This is a genomic window from Brevundimonas sp. AVps4, assembly GCF_058681525.1.
Window position 1 is genome coordinate 970,654 of sequence record NZ_CM178741.1, and the last position, 24,768, is coordinate 995,421.

Annotated in this window: 22 protein-coding genes and 1 riboswitch; of the genes, 13 read left to right on the plus strand and 9 right to left on the minus strand. The window is 67.7% G+C overall.

The window, feature by feature from the left end; all coding sequences use genetic code 11:
• The first annotated feature begins 34 nt into the window (after window positions 1–34).
• The 7 genes from aroA (at window position 35) to mscL (ending at window position 5,535) form a co-directional block, all read left to right on the plus strand.
• On the plus strand, window positions 35–1,354 hold the full coding sequence (gene aroA, locus ACW178_RS04725) for a 3-phosphoshikimate 1-carboxyvinyltransferase (RefSeq protein ID WP_054764676.1): 1,320 nt from the start codon (window positions 35–37) through the stop codon (window positions 1,352–1,354).
• A gap of 94 nt (window positions 1,355–1,448) precedes the next feature.
• Entirely contained in the window at window positions 1,449–1,685 is a 237-nt protein-coding gene (locus tag ACW178_RS04730; protein ID WP_233455876.1) for a type II toxin-antitoxin system RelE/ParE family toxin, read from the plus strand.
• Window positions 1,675–1,983, plus strand: coding sequence for an addiction module antidote protein (locus ACW178_RS04735; RefSeq protein ID WP_182714921.1), 309 nt, complete (start codon window positions 1,675–1,677; stop codon window positions 1,981–1,983). The genes ACW178_RS04730 and ACW178_RS04735 overlap by 11 nt, the downstream gene beginning before the upstream one ends.
• Entirely contained in the window at window positions 1,983–2,627 is a 645-nt protein-coding gene (gene cmk, locus ACW178_RS04740; protein ID WP_183218273.1) for a (d)CMP kinase, read from the plus strand. The genes ACW178_RS04735 and cmk overlap by 1 nt, the downstream gene beginning before the upstream one ends.
• Before the next feature lie 157 nt (window positions 2,628–2,784).
• Complete coding sequence (gene rpsA, locus ACW178_RS04745; protein WP_054764680.1) at window positions 2,785–4,488, plus strand: 30S ribosomal protein S1; 1,704 nt, start codon at window positions 2,785–2,787, stop codon at window positions 4,486–4,488.
• A 316-nt stretch (window positions 4,489–4,804) separates the two neighbouring features.
• Window positions 4,805–5,095 (plus strand): integration host factor subunit beta, encoded by a 291-nt coding sequence (locus tag ACW178_RS04750; RefSeq protein ID WP_152949461.1) that lies wholly within the window; start codon window positions 4,805–4,807, stop codon window positions 5,093–5,095.
• A 23-nt stretch (window positions 5,096–5,118) separates the two neighbouring features.
• Window positions 5,119–5,535 (plus strand): large-conductance mechanosensitive channel protein MscL, encoded by a 417-nt coding sequence (mscL, locus tag ACW178_RS04755; RefSeq protein ID WP_182714923.1) that lies wholly within the window; start codon window positions 5,119–5,121, stop codon window positions 5,533–5,535.
• Window positions 5,536–5,992: 457 nt separating this feature from the next.
• Here mscL and ACW178_RS04760 read toward each other — a convergent pair whose 3' ends face one another.
• Window positions 5,993–7,129, minus strand: coding sequence for a GNAT family N-acetyltransferase (locus tag ACW178_RS04760; protein WP_191555002.1), 1,137 nt, complete (start codon window positions 7,127–7,129; stop codon window positions 5,993–5,995).
• A gap of 271 nt (window positions 7,130–7,400) precedes the next feature.
• Between ACW178_RS04760 and ACW178_RS04765 the strand changes: the two genes are divergently transcribed.
• Window positions 7,401–9,164 carry a peptide MFS transporter gene (locus ACW178_RS04765; protein WP_054764683.1) on the plus strand — a complete coding sequence of 588 codons (1,764 nt, stop codon included), beginning with the start codon at window positions 7,401–7,403 and terminating at the stop codon, window positions 9,162–9,164.
• Between the two features lie 70 nt (window positions 9,165–9,234).
• On the opposite strand, the gene ACW178_RS04770 is transcribed toward ACW178_RS04765, so the two are convergent.
• Window positions 9,235–11,307, minus strand: a complete 2,073-nt coding sequence (locus ACW178_RS04770) for a TonB-dependent receptor plug domain-containing protein (protein ID WP_287106508.1) — start codon at window positions 11,305–11,307, stop codon at window positions 9,235–9,237.
• A 144-nt stretch (window positions 11,308–11,451) separates the two neighbouring features.
• Here ACW178_RS04770 and ACW178_RS04775 point away from each other — a divergent pair, with 144 nt between their 5' ends.
• Window positions 11,452–12,423 (plus strand): TraB/GumN family protein, encoded by a 972-nt coding sequence (locus ACW178_RS04775; RefSeq protein ID WP_492024915.1) that lies wholly within the window; start codon window positions 11,452–11,454, stop codon window positions 12,421–12,423.
• Window positions 12,424–12,437: 14 nt separating this feature from the next.
• On the opposite strand, the gene ACW178_RS04780 is transcribed toward ACW178_RS04775, so the two are convergent.
• The 5 genes from ACW178_RS04780 to ACW178_RS04800 form a co-directional block, all read right to left on the minus strand.
• Window positions 12,438–12,743, minus strand: coding sequence for a hypothetical protein (locus ACW178_RS04780; protein ID WP_183218263.1), 306 nt, complete (start codon window positions 12,741–12,743; stop codon window positions 12,438–12,440).
• 58 nt (window positions 12,744–12,801) lie between these two features.
• Window positions 12,802–14,232: a metalloprotease TldD gene (gene tldD, locus ACW178_RS04785; RefSeq protein ID WP_152949466.1), complete on the minus strand. Its 1,431-nt coding sequence runs from the start codon at window positions 14,230–14,232 to the stop codon at window positions 12,802–12,804.
• Window positions 14,233–14,291: 59 nt separating this feature from the next.
• Entirely contained in the window at window positions 14,292–15,185 is an 894-nt protein-coding gene (locus ACW178_RS04790; protein WP_492024916.1) for a hypothetical protein, read from the minus strand.
• A 339-nt stretch (window positions 15,186–15,524) separates the two neighbouring features.
• Window positions 15,525–15,704, minus strand: coding sequence for a hypothetical protein (locus ACW178_RS04795; RefSeq protein ID WP_348685522.1), 180 nt, complete (start codon window positions 15,702–15,704; stop codon window positions 15,525–15,527).
• Complete coding sequence (locus ACW178_RS04800) at window positions 15,701–16,213, minus strand: ATPase (protein ID WP_492024917.1); 513 nt, start codon at window positions 16,211–16,213, stop codon at window positions 15,701–15,703. The genes ACW178_RS04795 and ACW178_RS04800 overlap by 4 nt, the downstream gene beginning before the upstream one ends.
• A 71-nt stretch (window positions 16,214–16,284) precedes the next feature.
• On the opposite strand from ACW178_RS04800, the gene ACW178_RS04805 reads away from it, so the two are divergent.
• The gene (locus ACW178_RS04805; RefSeq protein WP_492024918.1) at window positions 16,285–17,427 is read left to right on the plus strand and encodes a DNA-methyltransferase; all 1,143 of its coding nucleotides are present in this window, start codon (window positions 16,285–16,287) and stop codon (window positions 17,425–17,427) included.
• Here ACW178_RS04805 and ACW178_RS04810 read toward each other — a convergent pair.
• Together ACW178_RS04810 and thiC are read right to left on the minus strand one after the other, a co-directional pair.
• Window positions 17,392–17,994 (minus strand): hypothetical protein, encoded by a 603-nt coding sequence (locus ACW178_RS04810; protein ID WP_492024919.1) that lies wholly within the window; start codon window positions 17,992–17,994, stop codon window positions 17,392–17,394. The genes ACW178_RS04805 and ACW178_RS04810 overlap by 36 nt on opposite strands.
• 64 nt (window positions 17,995–18,058) lie before the next feature.
• The gene (thiC, locus tag ACW178_RS04815; RefSeq protein WP_492024920.1) at window positions 18,059–20,074 is read right to left on the minus strand and encodes a phosphomethylpyrimidine synthase ThiC; all 2,016 of its coding nucleotides are present in this window, start codon (window positions 20,072–20,074) and stop codon (window positions 18,059–18,061) included.
• Window positions 20,075–20,132: 58 nt separating this feature from the next.
• Window positions 20,133–20,242, minus strand: a riboswitch (TPP riboswitch).
• Window positions 20,243–20,368: 126 nt separating this feature from the next.
• Between thiC and ACW178_RS04820 the strand changes: the two genes are divergently transcribed.
• The 3 genes from ACW178_RS04820 (at window position 20,369) to ACW178_RS04830 (ending at window position 24,766) form a co-directional block, all read left to right on the plus strand.
• Entirely contained in the window at window positions 20,369–21,334 is a 966-nt protein-coding gene (locus ACW178_RS04820) for a nucleoside hydrolase (RefSeq protein WP_492024921.1), read from the plus strand.
• Window positions 21,331–22,176, plus strand: coding sequence for a ribokinase (locus tag ACW178_RS04825; RefSeq protein WP_191555009.1), 846 nt, complete (start codon window positions 21,331–21,333; stop codon window positions 22,174–22,176). The genes ACW178_RS04820 and ACW178_RS04825 overlap by 4 nt, the downstream gene beginning before the upstream one ends.
• Before the next feature lie 127 nt (window positions 22,177–22,303).
• Complete coding sequence (locus tag ACW178_RS04830; protein WP_287103704.1) at window positions 22,304–24,766, plus strand: S9 family peptidase; 2,463 nt, start codon at window positions 22,304–22,306, stop codon at window positions 24,764–24,766.
• Window positions 24,767–24,768: the final 2 nt, after the last annotated feature.

The window sequence follows — 24,768 nt, forward strand, 5'->3', positions numbered from 1 at the left end:
GCCCTTTCGACAAGCCAGCCTGAAGCGGGTGAAAATGCCGTCCCAACTGACCGCCAGCCGTTCGAACGCTCTCGCCGGAACGGTGCGGGCGCCGGGCGACAAGTCCATGTCCCACCGTTCGATGATCCTGGGCGGCATGGCCTCGGGCGTGACCGAGGTCGAGGGCCTTTTGGAGGGCGACGACGTCCTGGCCACCGCCCGGGCGGTCCAGGCCTTCGGCGCCAAGGTCGAACGGATCGGCGAGGGGCGCTGGCGGATCGAAGGGGCGGGGGGCTTCAAGACGCCCGCCTCGGTGATCGACTGCGGCAACGCCGGCACCGGTGTTCGCCTGCTGATGGGGGCGGCGGCGGGCTATCCGCTGACGGCGACCTTCGACGGCGACGCCTCCCTGAGAAGGCGGCCGATGAAGCGCGTCACCGGCCCGCTGGCCGACATGGGCGCCCGGTTCGACTGGCGGGCCGCCGAGGATCGGCTGCCGGTCGCCCTGACCGGCGGGACGCTGACGGCGATCGACTATGTGCAGACCGTGGCCTCGGCCCAGATCAAGTCGGCCATACTGCTGGCCGGGCTGAACGCCCAGGGCGTCACCTCGGTGACCGAGCCGGAAAAGAGCCGCGACCACACCGAGCGGATGCTGCGCGCCTTCGGCGCCGAGGTGGGTGTCGAAGAGATGGGCCAGGGCTGGGTCGTCTCTTTGAAGGGGGGACAACCCCTGACCGGAACCTTCGTCGCCGTGCCGGGCGATCCGTCGTCCGCCGCCTTCCCCCTGGCCGCCGGCCTGATCGTGCCGGGCTCGGCGGTGACGGTCGAGGGGGTCATGCTGAATCCCCTCCGCACCGGCCTGTTCGCTGCCTGGCGCGATATGGGCGCCGACCTGACGATATCGAACCGCCGAGAGGCCGGCGGGGAAGCGGTCGGCGACGTCACCGCCCGGCATTCGGCGCTCAAGGGCGTGGTCGTGCCCGAAGACCGCGCCGCCTCGATGATCGACGAATATCCGATCCTGGCCGCCACGGCCGCCTTTGCGGAAGGCGTCACCGTCATGCGCGGGGTGGGCGAAATGCGGGTCAAGGAAAGCGACCGGATCTCGCTGATGGTCGAAGGCCTGCGCGCCTGCGGCGTCCAGGTGGAGGAGGAGCCGGAGGGCTTCATCGTCACGGGCGCCGGGGAGGGCGGGTCGGTGCGCGGCGGCGGCCTTGTCCACACCGCCCACGACCACCGCATCGCCATGAGCCATCTGATCCTGGGCTTGGCTTCGGATCAGCCCGTCTCGGTCGATGAGCCCGGCATGATCGCCACCAGCTTCCCTGGCTTTGTCGAGATGATGAACGGGCTGGGCGGGCGGATCGCTTGACGAAATGTCGCCTATAGACGACAGTGGGGATGTTGAGATTGAACTGACGCCGCAGTTCGTCGCTTGGCGCGCTAGGCTGCGGGACGCACGGGCGTTGGCGAAGATCGCCGATCGGCTGACAAGGCTTCAGTTCGGGCACTGGGGCGACGTCAAACCCATCGGGGAGGGCGTCAGCGAACTGCGGATCGACGTCGGTCCCGGCTACCGCGTGTACGCGTTCCAACGGAACCGCACCTGGGTCGTCGTGCCTGGCGGAGGCGACAAGTCGTCCCAAAGGCGGGACATAGAGGCGGCCTTGCTTCTGGCGAGAGAGTTGAGAAATGCCGATTGAGACTGTCCCCTTCGACGCCGCCGACTTTCTCGACACGCCGGAGGCGGTTGAAGAGTTTCTGGTGGCGTCGTTTGAATCCGCCGCCGAACTGGGCGATCCGCGCCTGATCACAAATGCGCTCGGCGTGGTCGCCCGCGCCAAGGGCATGACCCAGATGGCGCGCGACGCCGAACTGTCGCGCACCGCCCTCTATCGCGCCCTCAGCGAAGAAGGACGGCCCGAGCTTTCGACCATCTTCAAGGTGATGCAGGCCCTGGGTCTTCGCCTCGCCCCTGTTCGCGTGGACTCCGCCGCCTGATGTCCCTGATCATAGCCGTCGACGGCCCGGCCGCCTCGGGCAAGGGCACCATCGCCGCGCGGCTGGCGCGGACCTATGGCCTGCCGCATCTGGACACCGGCCTGCTGTACCGGGCCGTCGGCGTCAAACTGCTGGAGGCCGGCCGGTCTCTCGATGACGAGGCGGCCGCGACCGAGGCTGCGCGGTCCCTGGATGTCGCCGGCCTGTCCGACGATCCCCGCCTGACGACCGGCGAGGCGGGCGAGGCGGCCAGCCGCGTGGCGGGCCATCCCGGCGTCCGCGCCGCCCTGTTGGATCTGCAGCAGGCCTTTGCGGCCCAGGCGGTCGGGGCGGTTCTGGACGGGCGCGACATCGGCACGGTCATCGCGCCCGACGCCCCCGCCAAACTGTTCGTCACCGCGACGCCCGAGGTGCGCGCGACGCGCCGCTGGAGACAGCTGACGGCGCGCGGCTTCGACATCGGCTTCGAAGAGATGCTGGCCGATATCCAGCGTCGGGACGCGCGCGACGCCGGCCGGGGCGCGGCCCCCATGGTCCAGGCCGAAGACGCGGTCTTGCTGGACACGACCGATATGGATATAGAGGCCGCCTTCGATGCGGCCCGCCGTATCGTCGAGACGGCGCGCGCGAAACACGGTCTCTGACCGGTTTTGCAAATCCAACGCTTCGTCCTCGGCTTCCGCGGGCGTTCTGACCGATCCGGCCTCGCATCCTGACGACCTGCCTATCCTTTTTGACGTCCACCTCGCGCGGGGCCGTTCGGCCGCGCGCCACAGCCCCTACGGAACGCTTTTCAGCTCCATGACTGACACCCTCACCCCCACCCGCGACGATTTCGCCGCCCTGCTTGACGAACAACTGTCGGGCCGCGACTTCGGCGAAGGCCAGGTCGTTCACGGCCGCGTCGTCGGCATCGAAAAAGACATCGTCATCATCGACGTCGGCCTGAAGACCGAAGGCCGCATCGCCATGCGCGAATTCGGCCAGGGCGAAGACGGCGCCCTGCCCAAGGTCGGCGACAATGTCGAAGTCTATCTGGAGCGCGTCGAAAACGCCCTGGGCGAGGCGGTCATCAGCCGTGACAAGGCCCGCCGCGAAGAAGCCTGGACCCGTCTGGAAGCCGTGTTCGCCGAAGGTCATCCGGTCAACGGCGCCATCGTCGGCCGCGTCAAGGGCGGCTTCACCGTCGACCTGGGCGGCGCCTCGGCCTTCCTGCCGGGCTCGCAGGTCGACATCCGTCCGGTCCGCGACGTCGGCCCGCTGATGGGCAAGGAACAGCCGTTCCAGATCCTGAAGATGGACCGCCCGCGCGGCAACATCGTCGTCTCGCGTCGCGCCATCCTGGAAGAAGCCCGCGCCGAACAGCGCACCGAGCTGGTCGGCCAGCTGCAAGAGGGCGAAGTCCGCGACGGCGTCGTCAAGAACATCACCGACTACGGCGCCTTCGTGGACCTGGGCGGCATCGACGGCCTGCTGCACGTCACCGACATGTCGTGGAAGCGCGTCTCGCACCCGTCGCAGGTTCTCGCCGTCGGCGACACCGTCAAGGTCCAAATCGTCAAGATCAATCCGGACACCCAACGCATCTCGCTGGGCATGAAGCAGCTGCAGTCGGACCCCTGGGACGGCGTGGAAGCCAAATATCCGGTCGGCGCCAAATACACGGGCCGCATCACCAACATCACCGACTACGGCGCCTTCGTGGAGCTGGAAGCCGGGGTCGAGGGCCTGGTGCACGTCTCGGAAATGTCCTGGACCAAGAAGAACGTCCATCCGGGCAAGATCGTCTCCACCTCTCAGGAAGTGGACGTGGTCGTCCTGGACGTCGACGCCTCCAAGCGCCGCATCTCGCTGGGCCTGAAACAGGCTCAGGACAATCCGTGGGACGCCTTCGTCGCCAACCACCCGATCGGCTCGACCGTCGAGGGCGAGGTCAAGAACGCCACCGAGTTCGGCCTGTTCATCGGCCTGGACAACGACATCGACGGCATGGTCCACCTGTCCGACCTCGACTGGTCGGTCTCGGGTGAAGAAGCCATCCAGCGTTACCGCAAGGGCGAGATGGTCAAGGCCAAGGTCCTGGACGTCGACGTCGAGAAGGAGCGCGTCTCCCTGGGCATCAAACAGCTGGGCGGCGATCCGATCGGCGAGGGCGATGCGTACCGTCGCGGCCAGCAGATCACCGTCACCGTGACGGCGATCGAATCTGGCGGCATCGAGGTCAAGTTCGGTGAAGACGACGCCCCGGTCACCGCCTTCATCCGCAAGTCGGACCTGTCGCGCGACCGCAACGAGCAACGTCCGGAACGCTTCGCCGTCGGCGACCGCGCCGACGCCATGATCACCGCCGTGGACAAGGCCTCGCGCCGCATCTCGGTCTCGATCAAGGCGCTGGAAATGAAGGACGAACAGGAAGCGATCGAACAGTTCGGCTCGTCCGACTCGGGCGCTTCCCTGGGCGACATCCTGGGCGCCGCGCTGAAGAACGCCGGCTCCAAGGAGTAAGGCGCTCGCCGCAAGGCGTCAGGCGCTTCGCTCAAGCAGCGGAGCGCCGCGCGCTTCGCGATAGCGGACCTCGCTCAAGCAGCGGAGCGCCGCGCGCTTCGCGATAGCGACCAAAAAAGACCAAGGCGGCGGGAGCGATCCCGCCGCCTTTTTTACGTCCGGCGGCCGCAAGTGACCGGAACCGGACATAATTCATGCGAATCCGAGGGCTCTCGGCCCGATAGGGGCTTTTTAGAGCGCCGGGCGCCGGTTAGGGTGCCGTCCAGTGGATCATCGGCGGGCGCGGCCTGCCGATCATGAGCTGGCAGGGGCCCTGATGATCAAATCCGAACTGATCGAGAAGCTTGCGGCGGAAAACACCCACCTGACCCATGCGGAGGTGGAGCGGCTGGTCAACGTCATCCTGGGCGAAATGACCGGCGCCCTGGCCGACGGCGGCCGGGTCGAACTGCGCGGTTTCGGGGCCTTTTCCGTCCGCTCGCGACCGGCCCGCGTCGGCCGCAATCCGCGCACCGGCGAGACGGTCGAGGTTCCCGCCAAGGCCGTGCCCTTCTTCAAGAGCGGCAAGGAACTGCGCGAACGTCTGAACGCTTCTGGGGACGCCTAAGCCTAACGACCGAAAGACCCCGCATGAGCCTTCTGTCCGAGTTCCGCGAGTTCGCGATCAAGGGTAACGTCGTCGATCTGGCGGTCGGCGTCATCATCGGCGCCGCCTTCAACGGCATCGTCAAAAGCCTGGTGGATCAGGTGGTGATGCCCCCGATCGGTCTGCTGACCGGTGGGGTCGATTTTTCCGAGCTGGAATGGGTGCTGCGGCCTGAAAACCCGGCGACCGAAGCGGTCGAGAAGGTGGCGATCCAATACGGCGCCTTCGCCAATACGGTGATCCAGTTCCTGATCGTGGCCTTCGTCGTCTTCCTGCTGGTCAAGGGGATCAACAGCCTGCGCCGCCAGGAAGCCGCCAAGCCGGATCCGGCGCCCTCGGCCCCGACCCCGACCGAGGCCCTGCTGACCGAGATCCGCGACACGCTGAAGGCCCGGCCCTAGAGCCTGATCGGTTGAAGTGGAATCGCTTCGCGATTCCACTGAAGCCGTGAATCAGGCTCCAGATTAAAGCGAGAGCATGATTCACGCTTCTGTCGGAACCGCGAAGCGGTTCCGTCCGAAACGATCATGCTCTAGAGCCTGATCGCTGAACGACGCCGCGACCCGGTCCGCGCCTCGCCTTCGCGCCGACGTCCCTATAGGTCAGGGCGTAAAGAGATCGATTTTTCAACGCCTTGCGGATCGAGCCGCCCAATCGGCCGTCGGTCCTTCCGCAGCGCCTAGACTGACGTTTCGGTATTCGACATCGCAAAGGACGGCGCGACCTTTCGCCGACGGACTGTCCGGTCCACGGCGGACTATTCTTCAGCAAAATCAAAGGGCGTCGGACAGATCGGACACATCGGACACCTTTCTTCGTGTCCGATCGCCGGCCCGCCCCGGAGCAAGACCGGTCGGCTCAGACGGCGGCGTCTCGCTCGATTTCGCGCCTGATCGACGACCGGCGGGGCGCCGGCACGGGGCGCAGGCAGACGGCGTAGTCCCCGTCGAACGGGGTGGGGCTCCATTCCTCGGCGGAGACGGGATCGCGGAAGAGGGCGTGGCCGTGGCCCCATCCGCCCTCGCGCCGGGCCTTTGCGGCCAGCGGCCCCAGACGCTCCAGCATCAGGGGCGTCGTCACCTGCAGCCTGACCTTGGCCGCGCCCAGGCCCCGCGCATTGTCGATCAGGGTCCGGGCCAGGATTTCGATCGCGTCGTCCGCCCCGTCCAGCGCCGCCAGATCCAGGATGTCCAGACAGGGCGGATCGATCAGACGGGTCTTGTTCATGTGGGCCAGGGCGACGCCTTGCAGCCGGTCCCGGTGAAAAAGGCCCAGAACCACAGGCGCCAGGGTCATGTCGGGGTCGCTCATGCGCCAGGCCATGATCTCGGGGCTGCGGTCGGCGATCAGCCGGCCCTCGGCGACCAGGGCCCGCCAGAAGTCGGCATAGGGCGAACCCTCGCCCAGGTCGGTCAGCACCCGGACCCCGTCCGGCAGCTTCAGGCGGCGGGGTTTGAACAGGCGGCGGTTCATCAGCCGGTCGCCCAACCGCCGGGCCGTCTCCGCCGACACTCCGCCCAGCAGTCCGCGCAGCAGCCGGCCCTTCGCACAGGTCAGGGGATCGACCCTCCAGGCCAGCTTCAGGGCGTGGGTCTGGGCCGGCGCCGGCTTGAAGCCGAACAGGGGATAGAGCGGCGCCGACCGGGCGTTGGCGTTCAGGGTGTAGCAGGCGAACAGGCCCGACTGGGCCAATATGGCCTTGATCAGGGGCCGGCTGGCGCCCCGTCGTTCGGGCGGAACGATGATGGAAAAACCGGTGGCGGCGTAAAGAACCTCGGGGCCGCGCCGAAACCTCTGGACCAGATTGCCCAGCATGGCCTGGGGCGCATCGGCCTCATCGACGACGACCCAGCCGGTCGGGGCGTCCAGGTCCCGTCGCGCCGGATTGGCCTCCAGCCACCGCCACCCCGCCTCGGACCGCTCGGGCCAGCCGACCTGGCGGTGCAGGGCGTTCAGCGCCGCATAGTCGGATCGGCGGATCGGCCGCACAGCCATTCAACACTCCCTCCCGTCCTCGACCGGGCCATATTGGCGCCCCGGCGGCGGGATGCGGGAACCTCTGCATATCGGGCGCCAGTTCGGCGCATCGCCGGGTGCGGCGAGGGGGCGCATAACCTTAACTCTTGTTCGGGTTTGCTCCCTGTGCTGGGTATGCGCCTTTCGCGCGCCCCGTTGAGGCGCGGCAGTTGGGAGTGAGCCGTTGACAGTGACGGATGGGGGGGCGCTCGCGCCTCGTAAGACTTTCCTGGGGCACCCGCGGGGGCTGGTGATCCTGTTCTTCACGGAAATGTGGGAGCGTTTTTCCTACTATGGCATGCGGGCCCTGCTGGTCCTCTATCTGACCCAGCACTTCCTGTTCGGCCCGGCCGAGGCTCAAGGCATCTACGCCGCCTACGCCGCCCTCGTTTATCTGATGCCGGTCCTCGGCGGCCTGATCGCCGACCGCTATCTCGGATCGCGCAAGGCCGTCATCATCGGCGCCGTTCTGCTGGTCCTGGGGCACTTCACCATGGCCTTCGAAGGCACGGGCGGTCGCGAGCGCCTGACCATCGGTGACACCACCTATGAGCTGCAGGTCGAGGGCCGCGACCAGAACCGCCGCATCTTCGCCGTCAACGGCGATGAACGGGTCCAGGTCGCCATATCGCCCGAAGGCGTCTCCGCCGTCGGCGCCGAGCCCTCCGCCGCCAACGCCTCCGATGTGGCGGCCGTCGCCACGGGAGCGGCGATCAACGCCCAGCCGACCGGAGCGCTGGATCCGGCGACCGCAGCCGCGCCCGAGGCCGCCGCCAAGGCCGGCTTCCCCGCCTTCACCGCGACCGGCGCCTATACGCTGGAGACCACGCGGGATCTGGCGCTCGGCGAGCCGGTTCTTTTCCTGGCCCTGTCCCTGATCATCGTGGGCGTCGGCTTCCTGAAGGCCAACATCTCAACCGTCGTCGGCGCTCTCTATGAAGAGAACGACCCCCGGCGCGACGGCGGCTTCACCATCTTCTACGTGGGGATCAACCTCGGTTCCTTCCTGGCGACCATCGCCTGCTCCTATCTGGGCATCAAATACGGCTGGGCCTACGGCTTCGGCCTGGCCGGCATCGGCATGCTGTTCGGTCTGCTGACCTTCGTCCTGGGCCAGTCCTGGCTCGAAGGCCGCGGCGCGCCGCCGGTCCCCGTTCAGGGCCGTTCCATCCTGGGCGTGCCGCTGGTGCCCTTCTTTTGGATCGCCGGCATCGTCGCCGTCATCCCGACCTGGCTGCTGATGCAGCGCCACGAGATCATCGAGACGGCCCTGCCGTGGATCGCGGGCGTCATCTTCGCCGCCGTGGTGGGCTTCACGGTCTTCCGGCTCAAGGGCGCCGAGCGGTCGCGCATGCTGGTCGCCCAGGTGCTGATCTTCTTCTCGGTCCTGTTCTGGGCCCTGTTCGAACAGGCAGGGTCGTCCCTGACCCTGTTCGCAGACCAGTCCACCCAGATGCCGTCATGGTTCAACGCCGCCATGACCCAGACCTTCAACCCCGGCATCATCGTGCTGGGCGGGCCGATCATCGCCGCCCTCTGGGTCTGGCTGGCCAAGCGCAAGCTGGAGCCTTCGACCCCGGTCAAATTCTCCTTCGGCCTGGTCTTCGTCGGTCTGGGCTTCCTGGTGCTGACCTGGGCTGCCGCGACCCAGGCCAACGACGCCTTCCGGGTGCCGCTGATCTTCCTGTTCCTGACCTACTTCTTCCACACGATCGGCGAGCTGTGCCTGTCGCCGGTCGGCCTGTCGATGATCACCAAATTGTCGGTGGCGCGGGTGGTCGGGATGATGATGGGCGTCTGGTTCCTGTCCAGCTCTGTCGCCCATATCGTCGCCGGCATCATCGCCAAGGCGACGGCGACCGACACCGTCGCCGGCGTCGTCACCAGCCCCGAGCTGGCGCTTCAGACCTATGGGTCGATCTTCGGCACCATCGGCTGGACGGGCGTCGGCGTCGGCGTCTTCCTGCTGCTGATGTCGCCCCTGCTCAAGAAGGGCATGGCCGGGATCCACTAAAGTCTGCCTGTTCGACGCAAGAAGCCCCGGCGGAGCGATCCGCCGGCGCTTTTCGTTGGCGTCAGCCGCCTCAGAAGGTCTTGCGGACCCGGATGGAGGCGAAGGTGCGCGGGTCGACGACGCTGTCCTCGACGAAGGCCACCGCGCGGGTGTCGCGGTCGGCGAAGACGGTGCGGCTTTGGGTGAAGTCGTCCCACAGGTTCAGCTGGGCCCGGATCGCCAGGGTCGGGCTGGGCTTGTATTCGGCGAACAGCTCGAAATAGTCGGTTCCGCGCCAGCGCGAGACCTGATCGGGCGAATAGCTGGGCTGGCCTAGATAGGGCAGCCAGTTCACCCCCCATTGCAGCTTCAGGCGCGTGATGTCCTGCTCGATGCCGACATTGGCCTGGGTCGGACGAACGCCGGAGATCGGCCGCTTCTCGCCCGTGGTCGGATCGGTGACCTCGGTCTTGTTCCAGTCGTTCCTGAAGGTGAAGCGGGCGCCTGAGACGCCCAGCTTGTCCAGCGGCACGGTCACGTTCAACGACAGCCGGTCCAGCGTCCCCTCGCCGATATTGCCCACCGCCGACAGCCCGCCCGCCAGGGGGATCCGGTCGATGGCGTCGATGATCTCGTCGTGGCGATAGCCGATGGAGACCACGCCCTCGCCCCAGAAACGGCGCTCATAGGTCAGTTCGGAGATCCAGCGCTGCTCGGGCTCCAGATCGACGTTGCCGCCGTAGACGTTCTGTTCCTCCAGGTCGGCCGAGGCGGCGAAGTCGGAGAAGTCGAGCTGGCCCAGTTCGCGCTCGAAGCGGAAGCGCAGCTGGTTGTTCGGCATCGGCGTCCAGGTGGCCATGAAGCGGGGCTTGGCGAAGAAGAAGCTCTTCTCCTGATCGGCGTCGCCCGACTGGCTGATGGTCGAGGCCTCCAGGCGCAGCCCCGCCTCCAGCGTCAGGTCCGGGTGCAGCCGCCAGGTGCCCTTGGAGAAGGCCTCGCCCCGCGTCTCCTCCACCTTGACCGAGGCGCTGGGCAGGGCCACCGGGGCGCCGCCCACGCTATAGGCCTGATCGGTCTGGCGCATGTTGTAGGCCACCTCGCCGCCGGTCTCGATCGTCAGCTTGGGCGACCGCTCGTGACGGATCAGGGCGCGCAGGATGGTCTCGGACCGTTTGCCCGAATAGACGAACCGCTCTTCCGGGGCGTCCAGACCGTTGCTGAGGACGTTGTAGGTCGAGACCCCGTCCCAGCTGCCGAACTCATGCATCAGCCGGGTTTCCAGCTTGAACCGGTCGTTCAGCGGCCGCTCCCAGGTGACGCCGAACTCGCCGCTCTTGTTGTCCTCCTGGTCGAGGCTTTCGCGGAAGGCGGTCGCCGACCGGCTGTTGTAGTAGCCGTTCCAGTCGTTGATCCCATAGCGGGCGGTCAGGTCGACCTTGCCGCCGGCGATCGGACCCGCATAGGTCCCGCGGATCGAATTGCCGCCGCCGTAGCCGTCGGTGTCGGTAACCTCGTCGCGCAGCACATTGCCTGCCACGTCACGGCGGATCGTCCGGCCGGGGCCGTTCGAATCGCTCATGCTGATGCCGTCGGACAGGGTCACGCCCCAGCTGCGGTCGCCGTCTCGGGCGGTGAACTGATAGCTGCCGCCGTAGAGATCCTGGCCCGCGCCTTCGAACTGGGTCGTGTTCCACGTCAGGATCGACTGGCGGCTGGCCTCGGTCTTCAGGATGACGTTCACCACCACCGAGAAGCCCTGCATGTCGATGCCGGGCGCGCCGCCGCGGATCAGCTCGATCCGTTCCACCTGACGCGCCGGGGTGCGGCTCAGCACATTGGAGCCGCCGTCGTTCTTGGAGGCCGGACGGGCGTTGTTGATCAGCACATTGCCGACCGCCCCTTCAAAGCCGCGCGCCCCGGAACCGTCGTCGACCTCGAAGCCCGGCACGCGATTGACCATGTCGAGCGCCGTATTGGGGCGCTGGGCCGCGAAGAAGTCGGGCGTGAAGACCAGAACGCCGCGCTGGGTCGCGTCGGCCAGGGGCGCCTGGCCCGCCGGGCCGGTCGGAACCGGCGCCTGGGCCACCTGGGGCTCGTCCCCCGCGAAGGCCGATGCGGCCGACAGGAACAGGGCGGTGCTGGCCAGCAGCAAGGTCTTCGTCATCGGTCTTCCCCTCGAATGTTGTCGAGGGATGTGCCGTCAGCGGACGTTCATCTCCAGTTACAAGGCGGAAAGGTGGATTAAATCGCCGCCATCATTACAGACATTTCATTACGAAACCGAAAGGCGCGCGAATACAGTGAATTCATGAACCGTATCCCCGCTCTTCTCTGTTCTATTCTGCTTGCCGCAAGCGCAGGCTGGCGGGCGACAGCCCAGGAGGCGGACCCGCCGGCCGATGCGGTGGAGGACATCGTCGTCACCGCCCGTCGGATCGAGGGGCCGATGTGGGAGGTCAGGCGCGGGGACGCGACCCTGATCCTGGTCGGGTCGATCGACGGCCTGTCGCGCGACATGGATTGGCGGACCGAAGCCCTGACGACGGCGGTGGAGCGGGCGGATCGGGTGCTGTTCCCGGTGCAGGGGCGGGCGTCCCTGGCCGATCTGGGGCGGGTCATCTGGCGAGCGCGGACCCTGACCCGCCTGCCCGAGGGCCGGACCACGGCCGACTATCTGCCGCCGGAGCTGGAGGCGCGGCTGGAGCGGGTCACGGGCGAGGGGCCCAGCCGCACCAGCCTGCTGCTGCTGTCGGCCGAGCTGATGGAGCGGGGCGGCTACGCCCGGCGCGATCGGCCGGTCTCGGACGTGGTGCGGCGGGCGGCGCGGACCAACCGCAAGCCGGCCGAGCCGGTCGGCACCCTGCGGGGGGACGAGATCATCGACCGGGTGCTGACCACCCCGCCCGAGCGGTACCTGGATTGCATGGAGCGGGCGGTGACGGCGGCCGAGCTGGGCGAGGCGGAGGGCGAGCGGCGGGCCGAGGCCTGGCGCCGGCGCCGCGTCGCCGAGGTGCTGGCCTCGCCCCTGGATCAGGCCGTCAGCGCCTGCTCCTACTGGGTGGTGATGGGCCAGGGGCCGGCGCTGGAGGCCCTGTGGGGCCAGGCGGTGGACCAGGCCCTGGCCGAGGGCGGGACCACGGTCGCCATCGCCCCGCTGCGGCTGCTGGCCCAGCCCGGCGGCCTGTTGGACCGGCTGGAGGCCCAGGGGCTGGAGCCTCTGGGCCCCGACTGGCGGCCGCAGCCGCCGGCCGAGGTCCCAGGCGGCGCGCCTATTTCGTAAGCATTATCAATGGGTTAGTTGGCGGGCGTCGCACGTTCCGGCACGGCGTCGCGGGCGGCCTCGCCGATGTTGTCGGCGGCGTTGCCGACGCTTTCGGCCGCCCCGGCCACGGCGTTGGACTCGATGGCGTCATTGCGGTTCATGTTCATCAGGAACCAGCCGATCACCAGGACCAGGGCCAGGCCGATGATCAGGGCCACGATCCCGCCCATGCCGCCGCCGCTGCGGCGCTCGACGATGGTGGGGGCGGGGGCGCGGTCGTTTTCGGTGATCCGTTCGACCCGGCCGTCGGGATGTTCGACAGTGCGTTCAGTGGACATGGTGTTTCCTCTCCTGTGTGGCGGGGAAACTCACGGTCGCGCGATCCGGTTCCGCCCCCTAGACCGCCGTTCCGCCGACGGTCAGGCCGCCGATCTTGAGGCTGGGCTGGCCGATGCCGACGGGCACGCCCTGTCCGGCCTTGCCGCAGACGCCGACGCCGGGGTCGAAGGCGAAGTCGTCGCCGATCATCTGGATCTTCGTCAGGGCCGTGGCCCCGTCGCCGATCAATGTGGCGCCGCGCACGGGGGCGGTGATCACCCCGTCCTCAATCAGATAGGCCTCATTGCACTGGAAGACGAACTTGCCGTTGGTGATGTCGACCTGGCCGCCCGAGAAGTTGGCGGCGTAGAGGCCGCGCTTCGTATTGGCGATCATGTCGGCCTTGGAATCCCGCCCCCCCTCCATGAAGGTGTTGGTCATGCGCGGCATGGGCATGTGGGCGAAGGACTGGCGACGGCCGTTGCCGGTGGCGGCGACCCCCAGCTGACGCGCCGACAGCCGGTCGTGCATCAGCCCCACCATGATCCCGTCCTCGATCAGGACGGTGCGGCCCGTGGGCGTGCCCTCGTCATCGACCGACAGGGAGCCGCGCCGCCCGGCGATGGAGCCGTCATCGACCACGGTCACGCCCGGCGCCGCCACCCGCTTGCCCATCATGCCGTTGAAGACGGATGAGCCCTTCCTGTGAAAATCGCCCTCGAACCCATGGCCGATGGCCTCGTGCAGCAGGACGCCGGGCCAGCCGGCCCCCAGGACCACGTCCATCTCGCCCGCCGGACAATCGACGGCCTCCAGATTGACCAGGGCCTGGCGCAGGGCCTCGTCCACCTGGGCCTGCCAGCGTTCGGGCGCCACCCAGGCCTCGAAGCCCGCCCGGCCCCCGGCGCCGGAGGAGGCGCTCTCGCGCCGGCCGTTCTGCTCGACCGTCACCGAGACGTTCAGCCGCACCAGGGGCCGCACGTCGCGCACCGCCCGGTCGTCGGCCCTCAGGATCTCGATCGCGCGCCGCTCGCCGACCAGGGAGGCCGAGACCTGGACCACGCGCGGATCGCGGGCCCGGGCCCAGGCGTCGATCTCGGCCAACAGGGCGATCTTGTCGGAAAAGGCGGGCGAGGCCAGGGGATCGACCTCGGCATACAGCTTCTGGTTCGTGGCGCGCGGCCCCTCGGCGACGCGGGCCTCATGCCCCGCCTTGGCCAGGGCGGCGCTGTCGGCGGCGCGGCCCAGGGCGGCGGCCGAAATCTCATTGGCGTGGGCATAGCCGGCGGTCTCGCCCGCCACGACCCGCAGGCCGAACCCCTCGGTGGCGTCATAGGCGGCCGATTTCAGCCGCCCGTCGTCGAACACCAGGCTCTCGCTCTCGGAGCGTTCCAGGAACAGCTCCCCGTCGTCCGCCCCGGCTAAGGCGGACTTCAGGATCGACAGGGCGTCGTCGGTCGAAACGCCGGCGGCGTCGAGGAGGGGCGGCGGGGCGGCATGAAGGGTCATGACGCCTAGGTAGGGGCTGAAGCGCCCCTCGTCACCTGTTCAGGACCGGATCGGAACCGTCAGGAGGGGACGGGCGTGGAAAAAACACTGTCCGATGTGTCCGATGTGTCCGATGTGTCCGGTGTGTCCGATTGGTCCGATGTGTCCGGCGCCGGATCGACCGGATCGGGCCCCATCAGGACGACCGCCTTCACCGCCTTTTCCAGCAGGCGGCGATAGGCGGGATTGCTCAGGTCCAGGCCGGCGAAGGACCGCTCCAGGTCCGTCAGGGCCTTCATCTGCCGTTCCAGCACCTCAAACCGATCGCAGTCCGACAGAGGTTTGGGGCCGGAGCGGCGCTTGGGCGCAGGCGGTTTGGGCGCGGGGGCGGCCTCGGCCGACGGCGGACTCAGAGTCTGGGCCTCAGCCTCCGCCTTCGCCGCCTCTTCCGCCTGGGCCATGGCCGTCAGCTGGGCGTGCAGCCGCATCCAGCGCCCGGCCTCCACCCCTCGCCCCGCCAGGATCGCCCGCTGCATCCGCACCCGGGCGTGACCCGCCAACAGGCCGTAGTCGCACAGGCCCGCCGCCGTCTCGGCCTCCAGGTCCACGGGCGCGTCCGCCCCGTCCGCCTCAAACCCATAGTCCAGGGGGTCGGCCTGATCCTGATCCTGGCGCAGCCACCCCTCGTCGCGGGCGCGGGCGTAAAGGGTCGAGCGCGCCAGGCCGAACCGCCGACAGACCGAGGCGCCCGGCTCGCCCGCCGCATAGGCCCGCTGGATCGCATCCCACCGGTCCTCCGATATCCGGCTGTAACCCCCGCCCCTCTGATAGGGATCGCGCACCCGCCGCCCGTCATACAGGGGCCGGTCGTTCAGGGGTTCATCGTCCCAGACCCGTTCGGCGCCCGTCTCCATCCCCTCCGCGCCCCAATCCGCGCCCCCGTCCTGGTCCCAGCCGCCTGCCGTCGCGTCCATCCGTCCCTCCCGACCGATCCGCCCCGATGCGGAGCCGCCTCAGTATGAGGTCGGGGGAAAGGGGTGATGGGTCGATTGTCGGAAAGGCGAGAAAAGCCGTGGGGAATCAGAGGGCGGCGTGGGGGAAGGGGTGGGGGCAGGGGGCTTCGCACCCTCCTTTCGTCATCCTCCGGGCCGCGCAGCGGAACCGGGGGACCCAGCGGCGCGCGAGAGCGCGAACCTGTCGCGGACCAGGTCTTCCCGCAGCGTGCGGCGGGCGGATTTCGCCTGACGGCGCCGCTGGGTCCCCCGGTCTGCGCCGCGAAGACGCGGCTTGCCGGAGGATGACGAAAGGGAGGGTTAGGCCGTCTTCTTTTTCCGGGGCGCGGGCGGAGCGTCGGCGGCCGTGACCAGATGCCCCTTCCAGCCGGGCGGCGGCAGGAACTTGCCGGACTTCTCCTCGCGCGTGCCTTCGCGCGCGATCCGGGCGGCGTCGCGCAGGGCCTTCAGGGTGGTTTCGCGGTCGAAGATGCTGCTCATTTCGGTCCCCAATCTAACAGATCGGGCTCGCCGTCGCTAACCCCATAGACCTCCCATTGGTCCACCAGGGGCTTATAGACCGTCTCCAGATAGTCGAGGCTGAGCTGAAAGCGGCGGCGCAGCGTGTCTTCGGGAATGCCGTGCCCGCCCTGGGCGACCCGCCGCGCCACCCGCATGACCGAGAAGTCGGCCGAGGGCGGGCGCAGATAGACCAGTTCGACCCGGTATCCCGCCGCCCGCCAGCGACGGATGCGCCCGGCGTGAGATCGGGTCGCCAAGGTGGTCTCCAGAACCACATCGGCCCGTTCCGCAAACAGGGCCTCCAGCCGCTCCAGCACCAATCGTCCGGCCGCCAGATCGCGCGAAGCGCCGTCCCCCTCCAGATCGCGCGCCACCTCGTCGGGATTGACGAACCGAAACACCTCCGCCCGCTGACGTAGGAAGCGGTTGATGAAGGTGGTCTTGCCGGCGCCGTTGGGTCCGGCGAGGAAGACGAGGGTGGGCATCATCAACGGGCTGTTAATCTCCACCGTGATCATTGACGTCTAGACGTCAAGGTGCGAAACAAAGGCAGAACATAATGCAGGAGAAGTCGATGCGCCGCCATAGTCCGGGGATCATCCGGGATGCCATTGTGGGCTACCTCTCTCATGCACCAGCAGCGTCCGCCAGCGAGATTCATAATGCGGTTGCGGGGCAGTTAGGCCACGTCTCAGCTTCCTCCGTGCGCTCTTACCTCAGCTTGAATTGCCCCGGTCAATTTCAGCGATTGGAACGTGGCCGATACAGCCTGGCTGAGCCCATACATGGCCCGATCCAACCCGTCGTTTTCCCGGAGCATGTGATCGGGAAAGGCAAACTGATTAATGCAGACTCTTTTGCCTGGTTGAAACAGGTTGAGCCGTCATCAATCCATGCTGTTGTGACTGACCCGCCATATGGCTTGGTCGAATACACCGACGCTGAGAAATCAAAGCTGCGAGCAGGTAAGGGCGGCGTTTGGCGCGTTCCCCCGTCGTTTGATGGCCATCGTAGGGCACCGCTTCCCCGCTTTACTGTATTGAACGAAGGCGACAAGGAAGCTCTGGAAGATTTTTTCCACGAGCTAGGATGCCTTCTACTCAGGGCCACCGTGCCTGGAGCCAATGTTATCGTAGCCGCTAATCCTTTGCTGGCTCACACGGTAGCGACAGCGATGAGCGCAAGTGGGTTGGAGCTTCGGGGCCAGATCACCCGGCTTGTGATGACTATGCGCGGTGGTGATCGACCTAAGAATGCTCACGCGGAGTTTCCAGATGTCAGCGTGATGCCTCGGTCGATGTTCGAGCCGTGGGTTGTCCTAAGACATCCCCTTGAAGGGCGCGTTCAGGACAATCTCCGGAAGTGGAAGACTGGTGGTTTCCTTCGACCTTCGGAAGATCGACCGTTTGGTGACGTTATTCGATCAAGCCCTACATCCTCTGCTGAGCGCCAATTGGCAGCCCACCCCTCTTTAAAGCCACAGGCATTTATGAGGCAGATCGTCCGGGCGGTCTTGCCTATGAAGGAGGGTGTGGTGTTGGACCCGTTCGCGGGGTCTGGGTCGACCATCGCGGCCGCAAATGCGGTTGGCTATCACAGCATTGGTATCGAGAAGGATTTAGAATTCTACAAATTAGCAAAAAACGCGATTCCAAAGCTGGAGAAGTTATCTCTGCGCGAGATAGACCCAGTTCTGGCGTAGCTTTGCGATTCCGTTGCGGTGGAGAGTGGAGGTTCTTGTGCCGCGCTCTCCTCGCTCATTCCTGCGGAAGTCATCTTCGCTGACGTGCGCCAGATAGACTTCAGTGAATAGCATCGGCCGTCTTTCGCTCGCAGGCTCTGTCTCGTGATCAGTCTCGTAGACGAAGACGCACATGAACTGGTCTCGACCGCCGTGCGTGTCGACCGCGCCGCCGCGTTTTCTGGTGCTTTTGATCTCGATACCATGCTCGCCTGCGGCAACAGAATTGTTCGGGTAGCGTCCTTGAACGACAAGATCTGGGTGTCCGTTAAAGAACCTGTTTTCGACGAGCACCCGCGACTGCTTTGCCAGTGAGGCTGTCAACATGTCTGACAAGAGGCCGGACATGGCTGCTGGTCGAAGCATGTCATCAAGTCGGTGGAGACCTTTCGCGAGCAGAAGGCCATTCACATCATGAAAGAAATCATAAACATCCTGCATCGCACCTTCAAAATTGCCCGTGCGAAGCTCGTAGGGAAGATTTGCGTCTGGGTTGAACCAGTCGCGGTTGACGATCTGTTTAGTCATGCAGCCCCCTTAACCGAAGGTAGGAACGTAATGCAGCTCGGAGGTGAGCGCTAGATGTGCCCCCTCACACCTTCACCTCCACCACCCCGCCCCCTGCCCTGAACTTCGCGCTCATCTCCGCCATGCCGGCCTCGGCCTCCGCCAGACTCGCCCCCGCGTCGTTCTGCGCCGCCGCGGCATCCCGGATGTCCTGGCTGATCTTCATGCTGCAGAATTTCGGGCCGCACATGGAGCAGAAGTGGGCGGTCTTGTGGGCCTCCTTGGGCAGGGTGGCGTCGTGGTATTTGCGGGCGGTTTCGGGGTCCAGGCCCAGGTTGAACTGGTCCTCCCAGCGGAACTCGAACCGGGCGCGCGACAGCGCATCATCATGTAACCGGGCGGCGGGGTGGCCCTTGGCCAGGTCGGCGGCGTGGGCGGCGATCTTATAGGTGATGACGCCGTCCTTGACGTCCTGACGGTCCGGCAGGCCCAGATGCTCCTTGGGCGTGACGTAGCAGAGCATGGCCGTGCCGAACCAGCCGATCATGGCCGCCCCAATGGCCGAGGTGATGTGGTCATAGCCCGGCGCAATGTCGGTGGTCAGCGGCCCCAGCGTATAGAAGGGCGCCTCGTGGCAGTGCTTCAGCTGCTCGTCCATATTCTGTTTGATCTTGTGCATCGGCACATGGCCGGGGCCCTCGATCATGACCTGGCAGCCCTTGGCCCAGGCGATCTGGGTCAGTTGCCCTAAGGTGCGCAGCTCGGCGAACTGGGCCTCGTCATTGGCGTCGGCGATCGAGCCGGGGCGCAGGCCGTCGCCCAGGCTGAAGGAGACGTCATAGGCCCGCATGATGTCGCAGATGTCTTCGAAATGCTCATACAGGAAGCTCTCCCTGTGGTGGGCCAGGCACCATTTGGCCATGATGGAGCCGCCGCGCGAGACGATGCCGGTGACGCGCTTGGCCGTCATCGGCACGAAGGGCAGGCGCACTCCGGCGTGGATGGTGAAATAGTCGACGCCCTGTTCCGCCTGTTCGATCAATGTGTCGCGGAACACCTCCCAGGTCAGGTCCTCGGCTATGCCGCCCACCTTCTCCAGCGCCTGATAGATGGGGACGGTGCCGATCGGGACGGACGAGTTCCTGATGATCCAGTCGCGGATGTTGTGGATGTTGCGGCCCGTCGACAGGTCCATGACATTGTCGGCGCCCCAGCGGGTGGCCCAGACCAGCTTGTCGACCTCGTCGTCCACGCTGGACAGAACCGCACTGTTGCCGATGTTGGCGTTGATCTTCACCAGGAAGTTCCGGCCGATGATCATCGGCTCGACCTCGGGGTGGTTGATGTTGTGCGGGATGATGGCCCGGCCGCGGGCGATTTCGGAGCGCACGAACTCGGGCGTGACGAAGTCGGGGATGCTGGCGCCGAAGGATTCGCCGTCGCGCTCCAGTGGCGAGTGGCGAGTGGCGAGTGGCGAGGTCGATGCGGGAAGCGGCACGGTCGAACCGTCGGCCAGGGTGATGGCCTGTCCCTCACTCGCCACTCGCCACTCGCCACTCGCCACTGCCTCCCGCCGCAGATTCTCCCGGATCGCCACATATTCCATCTCGGGCGTGATGATCCCGGCCTTGGCGTATTCGTACTGGGTGACCGGGCGGCCCTCGACGCCCTTGAAGACGCGGTGGTTGGAGGTGTCGAAGCGGGGGGCCAGGTGGCGGCCCGACGCATGGCCGTTGTCCTCGGGCTTGACCTCGCGCGGGTTCAGGACGGGGGCGATGTCGCCGCGGTCCAGCTGCCAGCTGGATTTGACGTGCGGCAGGCCCTTCTTGATGTCGATCGTGACGTTCGGGTCGGTGTAGGGGCCCGAGGAGTCATAGACCGTCACCGGCGGCTCGTTCGCCGAGGGGTGCAGGGCGATCTCGCGGAAGGGGACGCGGATATCCGGATAGAGGACGCCCTGGACATAGACCTTGCGCGACCCGGCCCGTTCGCCGGTCGGGATACGGCCGGTCTCAGCCTCGACCGCCTTGCGCGCCTCGGCCAGGGCCAGATCCACATTCGGCTCTTCGGGCAGGACGGGCGGGGTGACTTGGATGTTCATGGCGGCCTCAAACGGTTTGAGGTCCGCCGACGTCGGGCGCGAGGGTCCTGTGGCGCATGGACCTAAAGCGTACTCATCCCTTCGCCGGCATGACCCGGATCAGGTTCGACGGGTCAGAGGAGGAACCTCTATCTCAGCCGCTCGATTGCGACACCCCGGAGAACGGCCTCAGGGTGACGCCGGGGGAGGCGGACGTCAAGCCGGGCGGGCTGCGCCGGAAAAAGGCGCCCCTTCCCACAGGCTTAGCCATGAAACGGACTTGCCCCCCGGCGTCGGGACGGCCAAACCACGGGGGTGACTGTCCAATCCCTGATCATCGACTGCGACCCCGGCGTGGATGACGCCGCAGCGCTCTTCCTGGCCTTCGCCGCCCCCGAGCTGGAGCTGCTGGCCGTCACCACCGTGGGCGGCAACGTCCCCGGCGCCCTGACCCAGCGCAATGCGCGGATGATCCGCCAGATCGCCGGCCGCGAGGACGTGCCCGTCTTCGGCGGGGCCGAACGGCCGCTGAAACGCCCGCCCGCCGGCGCCGGCGAGTTCCACGGGGCGGAGGGGCTGGGCGACCTGGAGCCGTTCGAGCCCCAGGGCATCATCGGCGACGGACCGGCGGCCAACGCCATCGTCGACCTGGTGATGAAGCGCCCGGCCGGATCGGTGGCGATCGCCGTCCTGGGGCCGATGACCAATCTGGCCCTGGCGATGAAGCGCGAACGGCGGCTGGCCGAACACCTGGGCCCGGTCGTGGTCATGGGCGGGGCGCGGTCGGAGGGCGGCAACATCACGGCTTCCGCCGAGTTCAACATCTGGGCCGACCCGGATGCGGCGGCCGTGGTCTTCGGCTCGGGCTGTCAGGTGATCGCCTTCGGCCTGGACGCGACGCATCAGGTGCGGGCCACCGAGGCCCGCATCCGCGCCATAGAGACGATCCGCACCGAACCGGCCCGCACCACGGCCGCCCTGCTGCGCTTTTCCCAGAGGACTGAACGGACCCTGGTCGGCTGGCCCAGCCCGGACTGGGGCGCCCCCCTGCACGACCCCTGTCCGATCGCCTGGCTGATGAGGCCCGACCTGTTCAGCCTGAAGCCCTGCCGGATCGAGGTCGAGACCGGATCGGACCTGACGCGCGGCCATACGGCGGTGGAGTTTCGGGTCGATCCGGCGACGGCCCGGCATCGCTGGGCGGTCGCGGCGGACGCTCAAGGGGTGTTCGACCTGATGGTTGAGACCCTGAAGGGCGCCCAAGGAGGGCGTGGGGGATGAGGATCACCGTCGTCGGCTCGATCAATCTGGACCTGGTGGCGACGGCGCCGCGCCTGCCGGCGCCGGGCGAGACGGTGACGGGGGCGGCGCTCGCCCGCTATCCCGGCGGCAAGGGCGCCAACCAGGCCTATGCGGCCGAGAAACTGGGCGCCGAGGTCAGCCTGATCGGCCGGGTCGGAAACGACGCCATGGCCGGCGAGGCCCTGGCCCTGATGTCCGAGCTTGGCGTCGATCTGGCGGGGGTGGAGGTCGATGTGGCGGCGCCCACGGGCGTCGCCCTGATCGCCGTCGATCCGACGGGCGAGAACCAGATCGTGGTGGCGGCCGGGGCCAATCATCTGGTGACGCCCGAACAGCTGCCCCAGCGGATCGAGGGCGCCCTGATCGTGCAACTGGAGCTGCCGGTCGAGACGGTCGAGGCGGCGGTGGGCCGGGCCACGGGCTTCGTCTGCGCCAATCTGGCGCCCGCCCAGCCCGTCTCGGAGGCCCTGCTGCGCCGCGCCGACCTGATCGTGGTCAATGAGACCGAGGCCGCCTTCTATGGCGAGGCCCTGCACCGGGGCGGCGGCCGGGTGGTGGTGACCCAGGGCGCTCGCGGGGCGGTGATGTATCAGCGCGGCGTTCAGACGGCCTGGGCCGAGCCGCCCGCCGTCCAGGCGGTGGATGCGACGGGCGCGGGCGACGCCTTCGTCGCCGCCATCACCGTGGCCCTGCTGGAGGGGATGGAGCCCGCGCAGGCGCTGCGCTTCGCCTGCGCGGCCGGGGCCTTTGCGGCGACGCGGCCGGGGGCCCAGCCGTCGGCGCCGGAACGGGATCAGGTCGAGGCGCTGCTGGGAGGGTGAGGGGGGCGGGCCCCCTCCGTCTCTTCGCTGCGCTCAGAGCCACCTCCCCCAAGGGGGGAGGATTGGGGTTGCCGCCATCGTCTGGCTGTCGTTAGTCTGGCGCTTAAATCAGTGGGGACTTCAGACGATGATGATGCGTGTTCGCGGTTCCGGCCTTGCGCTGGCGGCGGTGTTGCTGGCCACGACGGCGAGCGGGGCCCTGGCCCAGTCCGCGGCGCCCGGCCAGACGACCTATCAGCAGCCGCCGTCCCCCATCGCCGACATTCTGGACGCCAAGCCGACGCCGTCGTCGATGCTGAGCCCGGACCGCAAGACCCTGGTCCTTATGGACCGGTCTAACCTGCCCAGCATCCAGGCCCTGGCCGAGCCGATGCTGCGGCTGGCGGGGTCGCGGATCAATCCGCGCAACAACGGGCCGGCCGAGAGCCGGGTCTCGTGGCTGACGGGGCTGACGCTTCAGGCCGTGGACGGAGGATCGCCCCGGGTCGTGGCCCTGCCGGCGGGGGCGCGGTTCACGGGGGCGCGCTTCTCGCCCGATGCGAAACACCTGGCCTTCGTCATGGACCGGCCGACGGGGCTGGAGCTGTGGGTCGTGGACGTGGCGAGCGCGCAGGCGCGCAAGCTGACCGAGCCGGTGGTCAATATGACGGGCGGGGCCGGCTATGACTGGCTGCCGGACAGTTCGGGCCTGCTGGTCGAGGCGGTCCCGGCCGGGCGGGGGGCTGCGCCGGACGTGACGGCGGCGCCGACCGGGCCGAACATCGAGGAGACGGCCGGGCGCGCGGCGCCGGTCCGGACCTATCAGGACCTCTTGTCCAATCCGGGCGACGAGGCCCTGTTCGACCACTATTTCACCAGCCAGCTGACCCTGGTTCCGCTGAACGGCCGTGCACGGACGATCGGCGCCCCGGCCGTCTATCTGGACGCCTCGCTGTCGCCCGACGGGAAGTACATCCTGCATGAGATCGCCAAGCGGCCCTATTCCTATGCGGTGCCGGCGGGCCTGTTCCCGACCGAGATCGTGGTGACGGACATGGCCGGGCGGGTGGTGCGGACCGTCGCCGACCTGCCGCTGAGGGACGATGTGCCGACCGCCTTCGACGCCGTGGCGCCGGGGCCGCGGTCCGTGGGCTGGCGGGCCGATGCGCCGGCGACCCTGACCTGGGTCGAGGCCCTGGACGGCGGCGACGTCCGCAATCAGGCCGAGTTCCGCGACCGGGTCTTCATGCAGGCCGCCCCCTTCACGGCCGAGTCGGTCAAGCTGATCGACCTGAAGGAGCGGTACGCCGGCATCGTCTGGGGCAAGGATGACTTGGCTGTGGTCAACAGCCGCTGGTTCAACACCCGGCATGAGACGCGGTTCGTGGTCGATCCGTCCAATCCCGGCGCGGGCCGGCTGCTGCTGGAGCGGAACTATCAGGCCCGCTACGACAATCCGGGCCAGCCGGTGACCCAGCCGAATGCGGCGGGACGTCCGGTGATCCGCTTCACCCCCGACGGCAAGATCCTGATGCAGGGGGCGGGCGCCACGCCCCAGGGCGAATTCCCCTTCCTGGCCGCCTTGGACCCGGCGACGGGGCGCAGCGAACGCCTATGGACCTCGGCCCAGAGCGATTACGAATTTGTGGTCGGTTTCCTGGACGCGGACGGCAAGCGGGTGGTGACCCAGCGCGAGACGCGGCTGGACCCGCCGAACCTGCAGATCCACGACCTGACGACGGGCCAGACCACGGCCCTGACCAACTTCCCCGATCCGGCGCCGCAGCTGGCCGGGGCGACGCGCCAGCTGGTGACCTATGAGCGGGCCGACGGGGTCAAGCTGTCGGGAACCCTGTATCTGCCGGCCGGCTACGACAAGGATCGCGACGGGCCCTTGCCCATGCTGATGTGGGCCTATCCGGCCGAGTTCACCGATGCGGCGGTGGCGGGCCAGACGGTGGATGTGCAGAACCGGTTCGTGCGGCCGGGCGGGTCCAGCCATCTGTTCCTGCTGACCCAGGGCTATGCGATCTTCGACAATCCTTCCATGCCCATCATCGGCAAGGACGGGGCCGAGCCGAACGACACCTATGTGCAGCAGCTGGTCGCCGACGCCCAGGCCGCGGTCGATGCGGTGGTCGGCATGGGGGTGGCGGACCGCGACCGGATCGCCGTCGGGGGCCACAGCTACGGCGCCTTCATGACGGCGAACCTGCTGGTTCACAGCGACCTGTTCCGGACCGGGATCGCGCGGTCGGGCGCCTATAACCGCACCCTGACCCCGTTCGGCTTCCAGTCGGAACAGCGCAACTATTGGGAGGCGACCGAGGTCTATACGGAGATGTCGCCCTTCACCTACGCCGACCGGATGAATGAGCCGATCCTGCTGATCCACGGCGAGGCCGACGACAACTCCGGCACCTTCCCGGTCCAGTCCGAGCGTTTCTATGCGGCGCTGAAGGGGCTGGGGGCGACGGCGCGTTACGTCACCCTGCCGCTGGAGGCGCACGGATACCGCGCGCGGGAATCGGTGGGCCATACGCTGTGGGAGATGACCCGCTGGCTGGACCAGTATGTGAAGAACGCGCCGCCGAAACCGGCGGCGAACTGAGC

What these genes read in the sequence shown, in the direction of transcription:
- ACW178_RS04805 (WP_492024918.1), top strand. Translation starts at nt 16,285, where the DNA reads ATGCAGGAGAAGTCGATGCGCCGCCATAGTCCGGGGATCATCCGGGAT.
- tldD (WP_152949466.1), bottom strand. Translation starts at nt 14,232, where the DNA reads ATGACCCTTCATGCCGCCCCGCCGCCCCTCCTCGACGCCGCCGGCGTT.
- rpsA (WP_054764680.1), top strand. Translation starts at nt 2,785, where the DNA reads ATGACTGACACCCTCACCCCCACCCGCGACGATTTCGCCGCCCTGCTT.
- ACW178_RS04780 (WP_183218263.1), bottom strand. Translation starts at nt 12,743, where the DNA reads ATGTCCACTGAACGCACTGTCGAACATCCCGACGGCCGGGTCGAACGG.
- thiC (WP_492024920.1), bottom strand. Translation starts at nt 20,074, where the DNA reads ATGAACATCCAAGTCACCCCGCCCGTCCTGCCCGAAGAGCCGAATGTG.
- ACW178_RS04790 (WP_492024916.1), bottom strand. Translation starts at nt 15,185, where the DNA reads ATGGACGCGACGGCAGGCGGCTGGGACCAGGACGGGGGCGCGGATTGG.
- ACW178_RS04770 (WP_287106508.1), bottom strand. Translation starts at nt 11,307, where the DNA reads ATGACGAAGACCTTGCTGCTGGCCAGCACCGCCCTGTTCCTGTCGGCC.
- ACW178_RS04795 (WP_348685522.1), bottom strand. Translation starts at nt 15,704, where the DNA reads ATGAGCAGCATCTTCGACCGCGAAACCACCCTGAAGGCCCTGCGCGAC.
- ACW178_RS04800 (WP_492024917.1), bottom strand. Translation starts at nt 16,213, where the DNA reads ATGATGCCCACCCTCGTCTTCCTCGCCGGACCCAACGGCGCCGGCAAG.
- aroA (WP_054764676.1), top strand. Translation starts at nt 35, where the DNA reads ATGCCGTCCCAACTGACCGCCAGCCGTTCGAACGCTCTCGCCGGAACG.
- ACW178_RS04810 (WP_492024919.1), bottom strand. Translation starts at nt 17,994, where the DNA reads ATGACTAAACAGATCGTCAACCGCGACTGGTTCAACCCAGACGCAAAT.
- ACW178_RS04825 (WP_191555009.1), top strand. Translation starts at nt 21,331, where the DNA reads ATGAGGATCACCGTCGTCGGCTCGATCAATCTGGACCTGGTGGCGACG.
- cmk (WP_183218273.1), top strand. Translation starts at nt 1,983, where the DNA reads ATGTCCCTGATCATAGCCGTCGACGGCCCGGCCGCCTCGGGCAAGGGC.
- ACW178_RS04830 (WP_287103704.1), top strand. Translation starts at nt 22,304, where the DNA reads ATGATGATGCGTGTTCGCGGTTCCGGCCTTGCGCTGGCGGCGGTGTTG.
- ACW178_RS04760 (WP_191555002.1), bottom strand. Translation starts at nt 7,129, where the DNA reads ATGGCTGTGCGGCCGATCCGCCGATCCGACTATGCGGCGCTGAACGCC.
- ACW178_RS04775 (WP_492024915.1), top strand. Translation starts at nt 11,452, where the DNA reads ATGAACCGTATCCCCGCTCTTCTCTGTTCTATTCTGCTTGCCGCAAGC.
- mscL (WP_182714923.1), top strand. Translation starts at nt 5,119, where the DNA reads ATGAGCCTTCTGTCCGAGTTCCGCGAGTTCGCGATCAAGGGTAACGTC.
- ACW178_RS04750 (WP_152949461.1), top strand. Translation starts at nt 4,805, where the DNA reads ATGATCAAATCCGAACTGATCGAGAAGCTTGCGGCGGAAAACACCCAC.
- ACW178_RS04735 (WP_182714921.1), top strand. Translation starts at nt 1,675, where the DNA reads ATGCCGATTGAGACTGTCCCCTTCGACGCCGCCGACTTTCTCGACACG.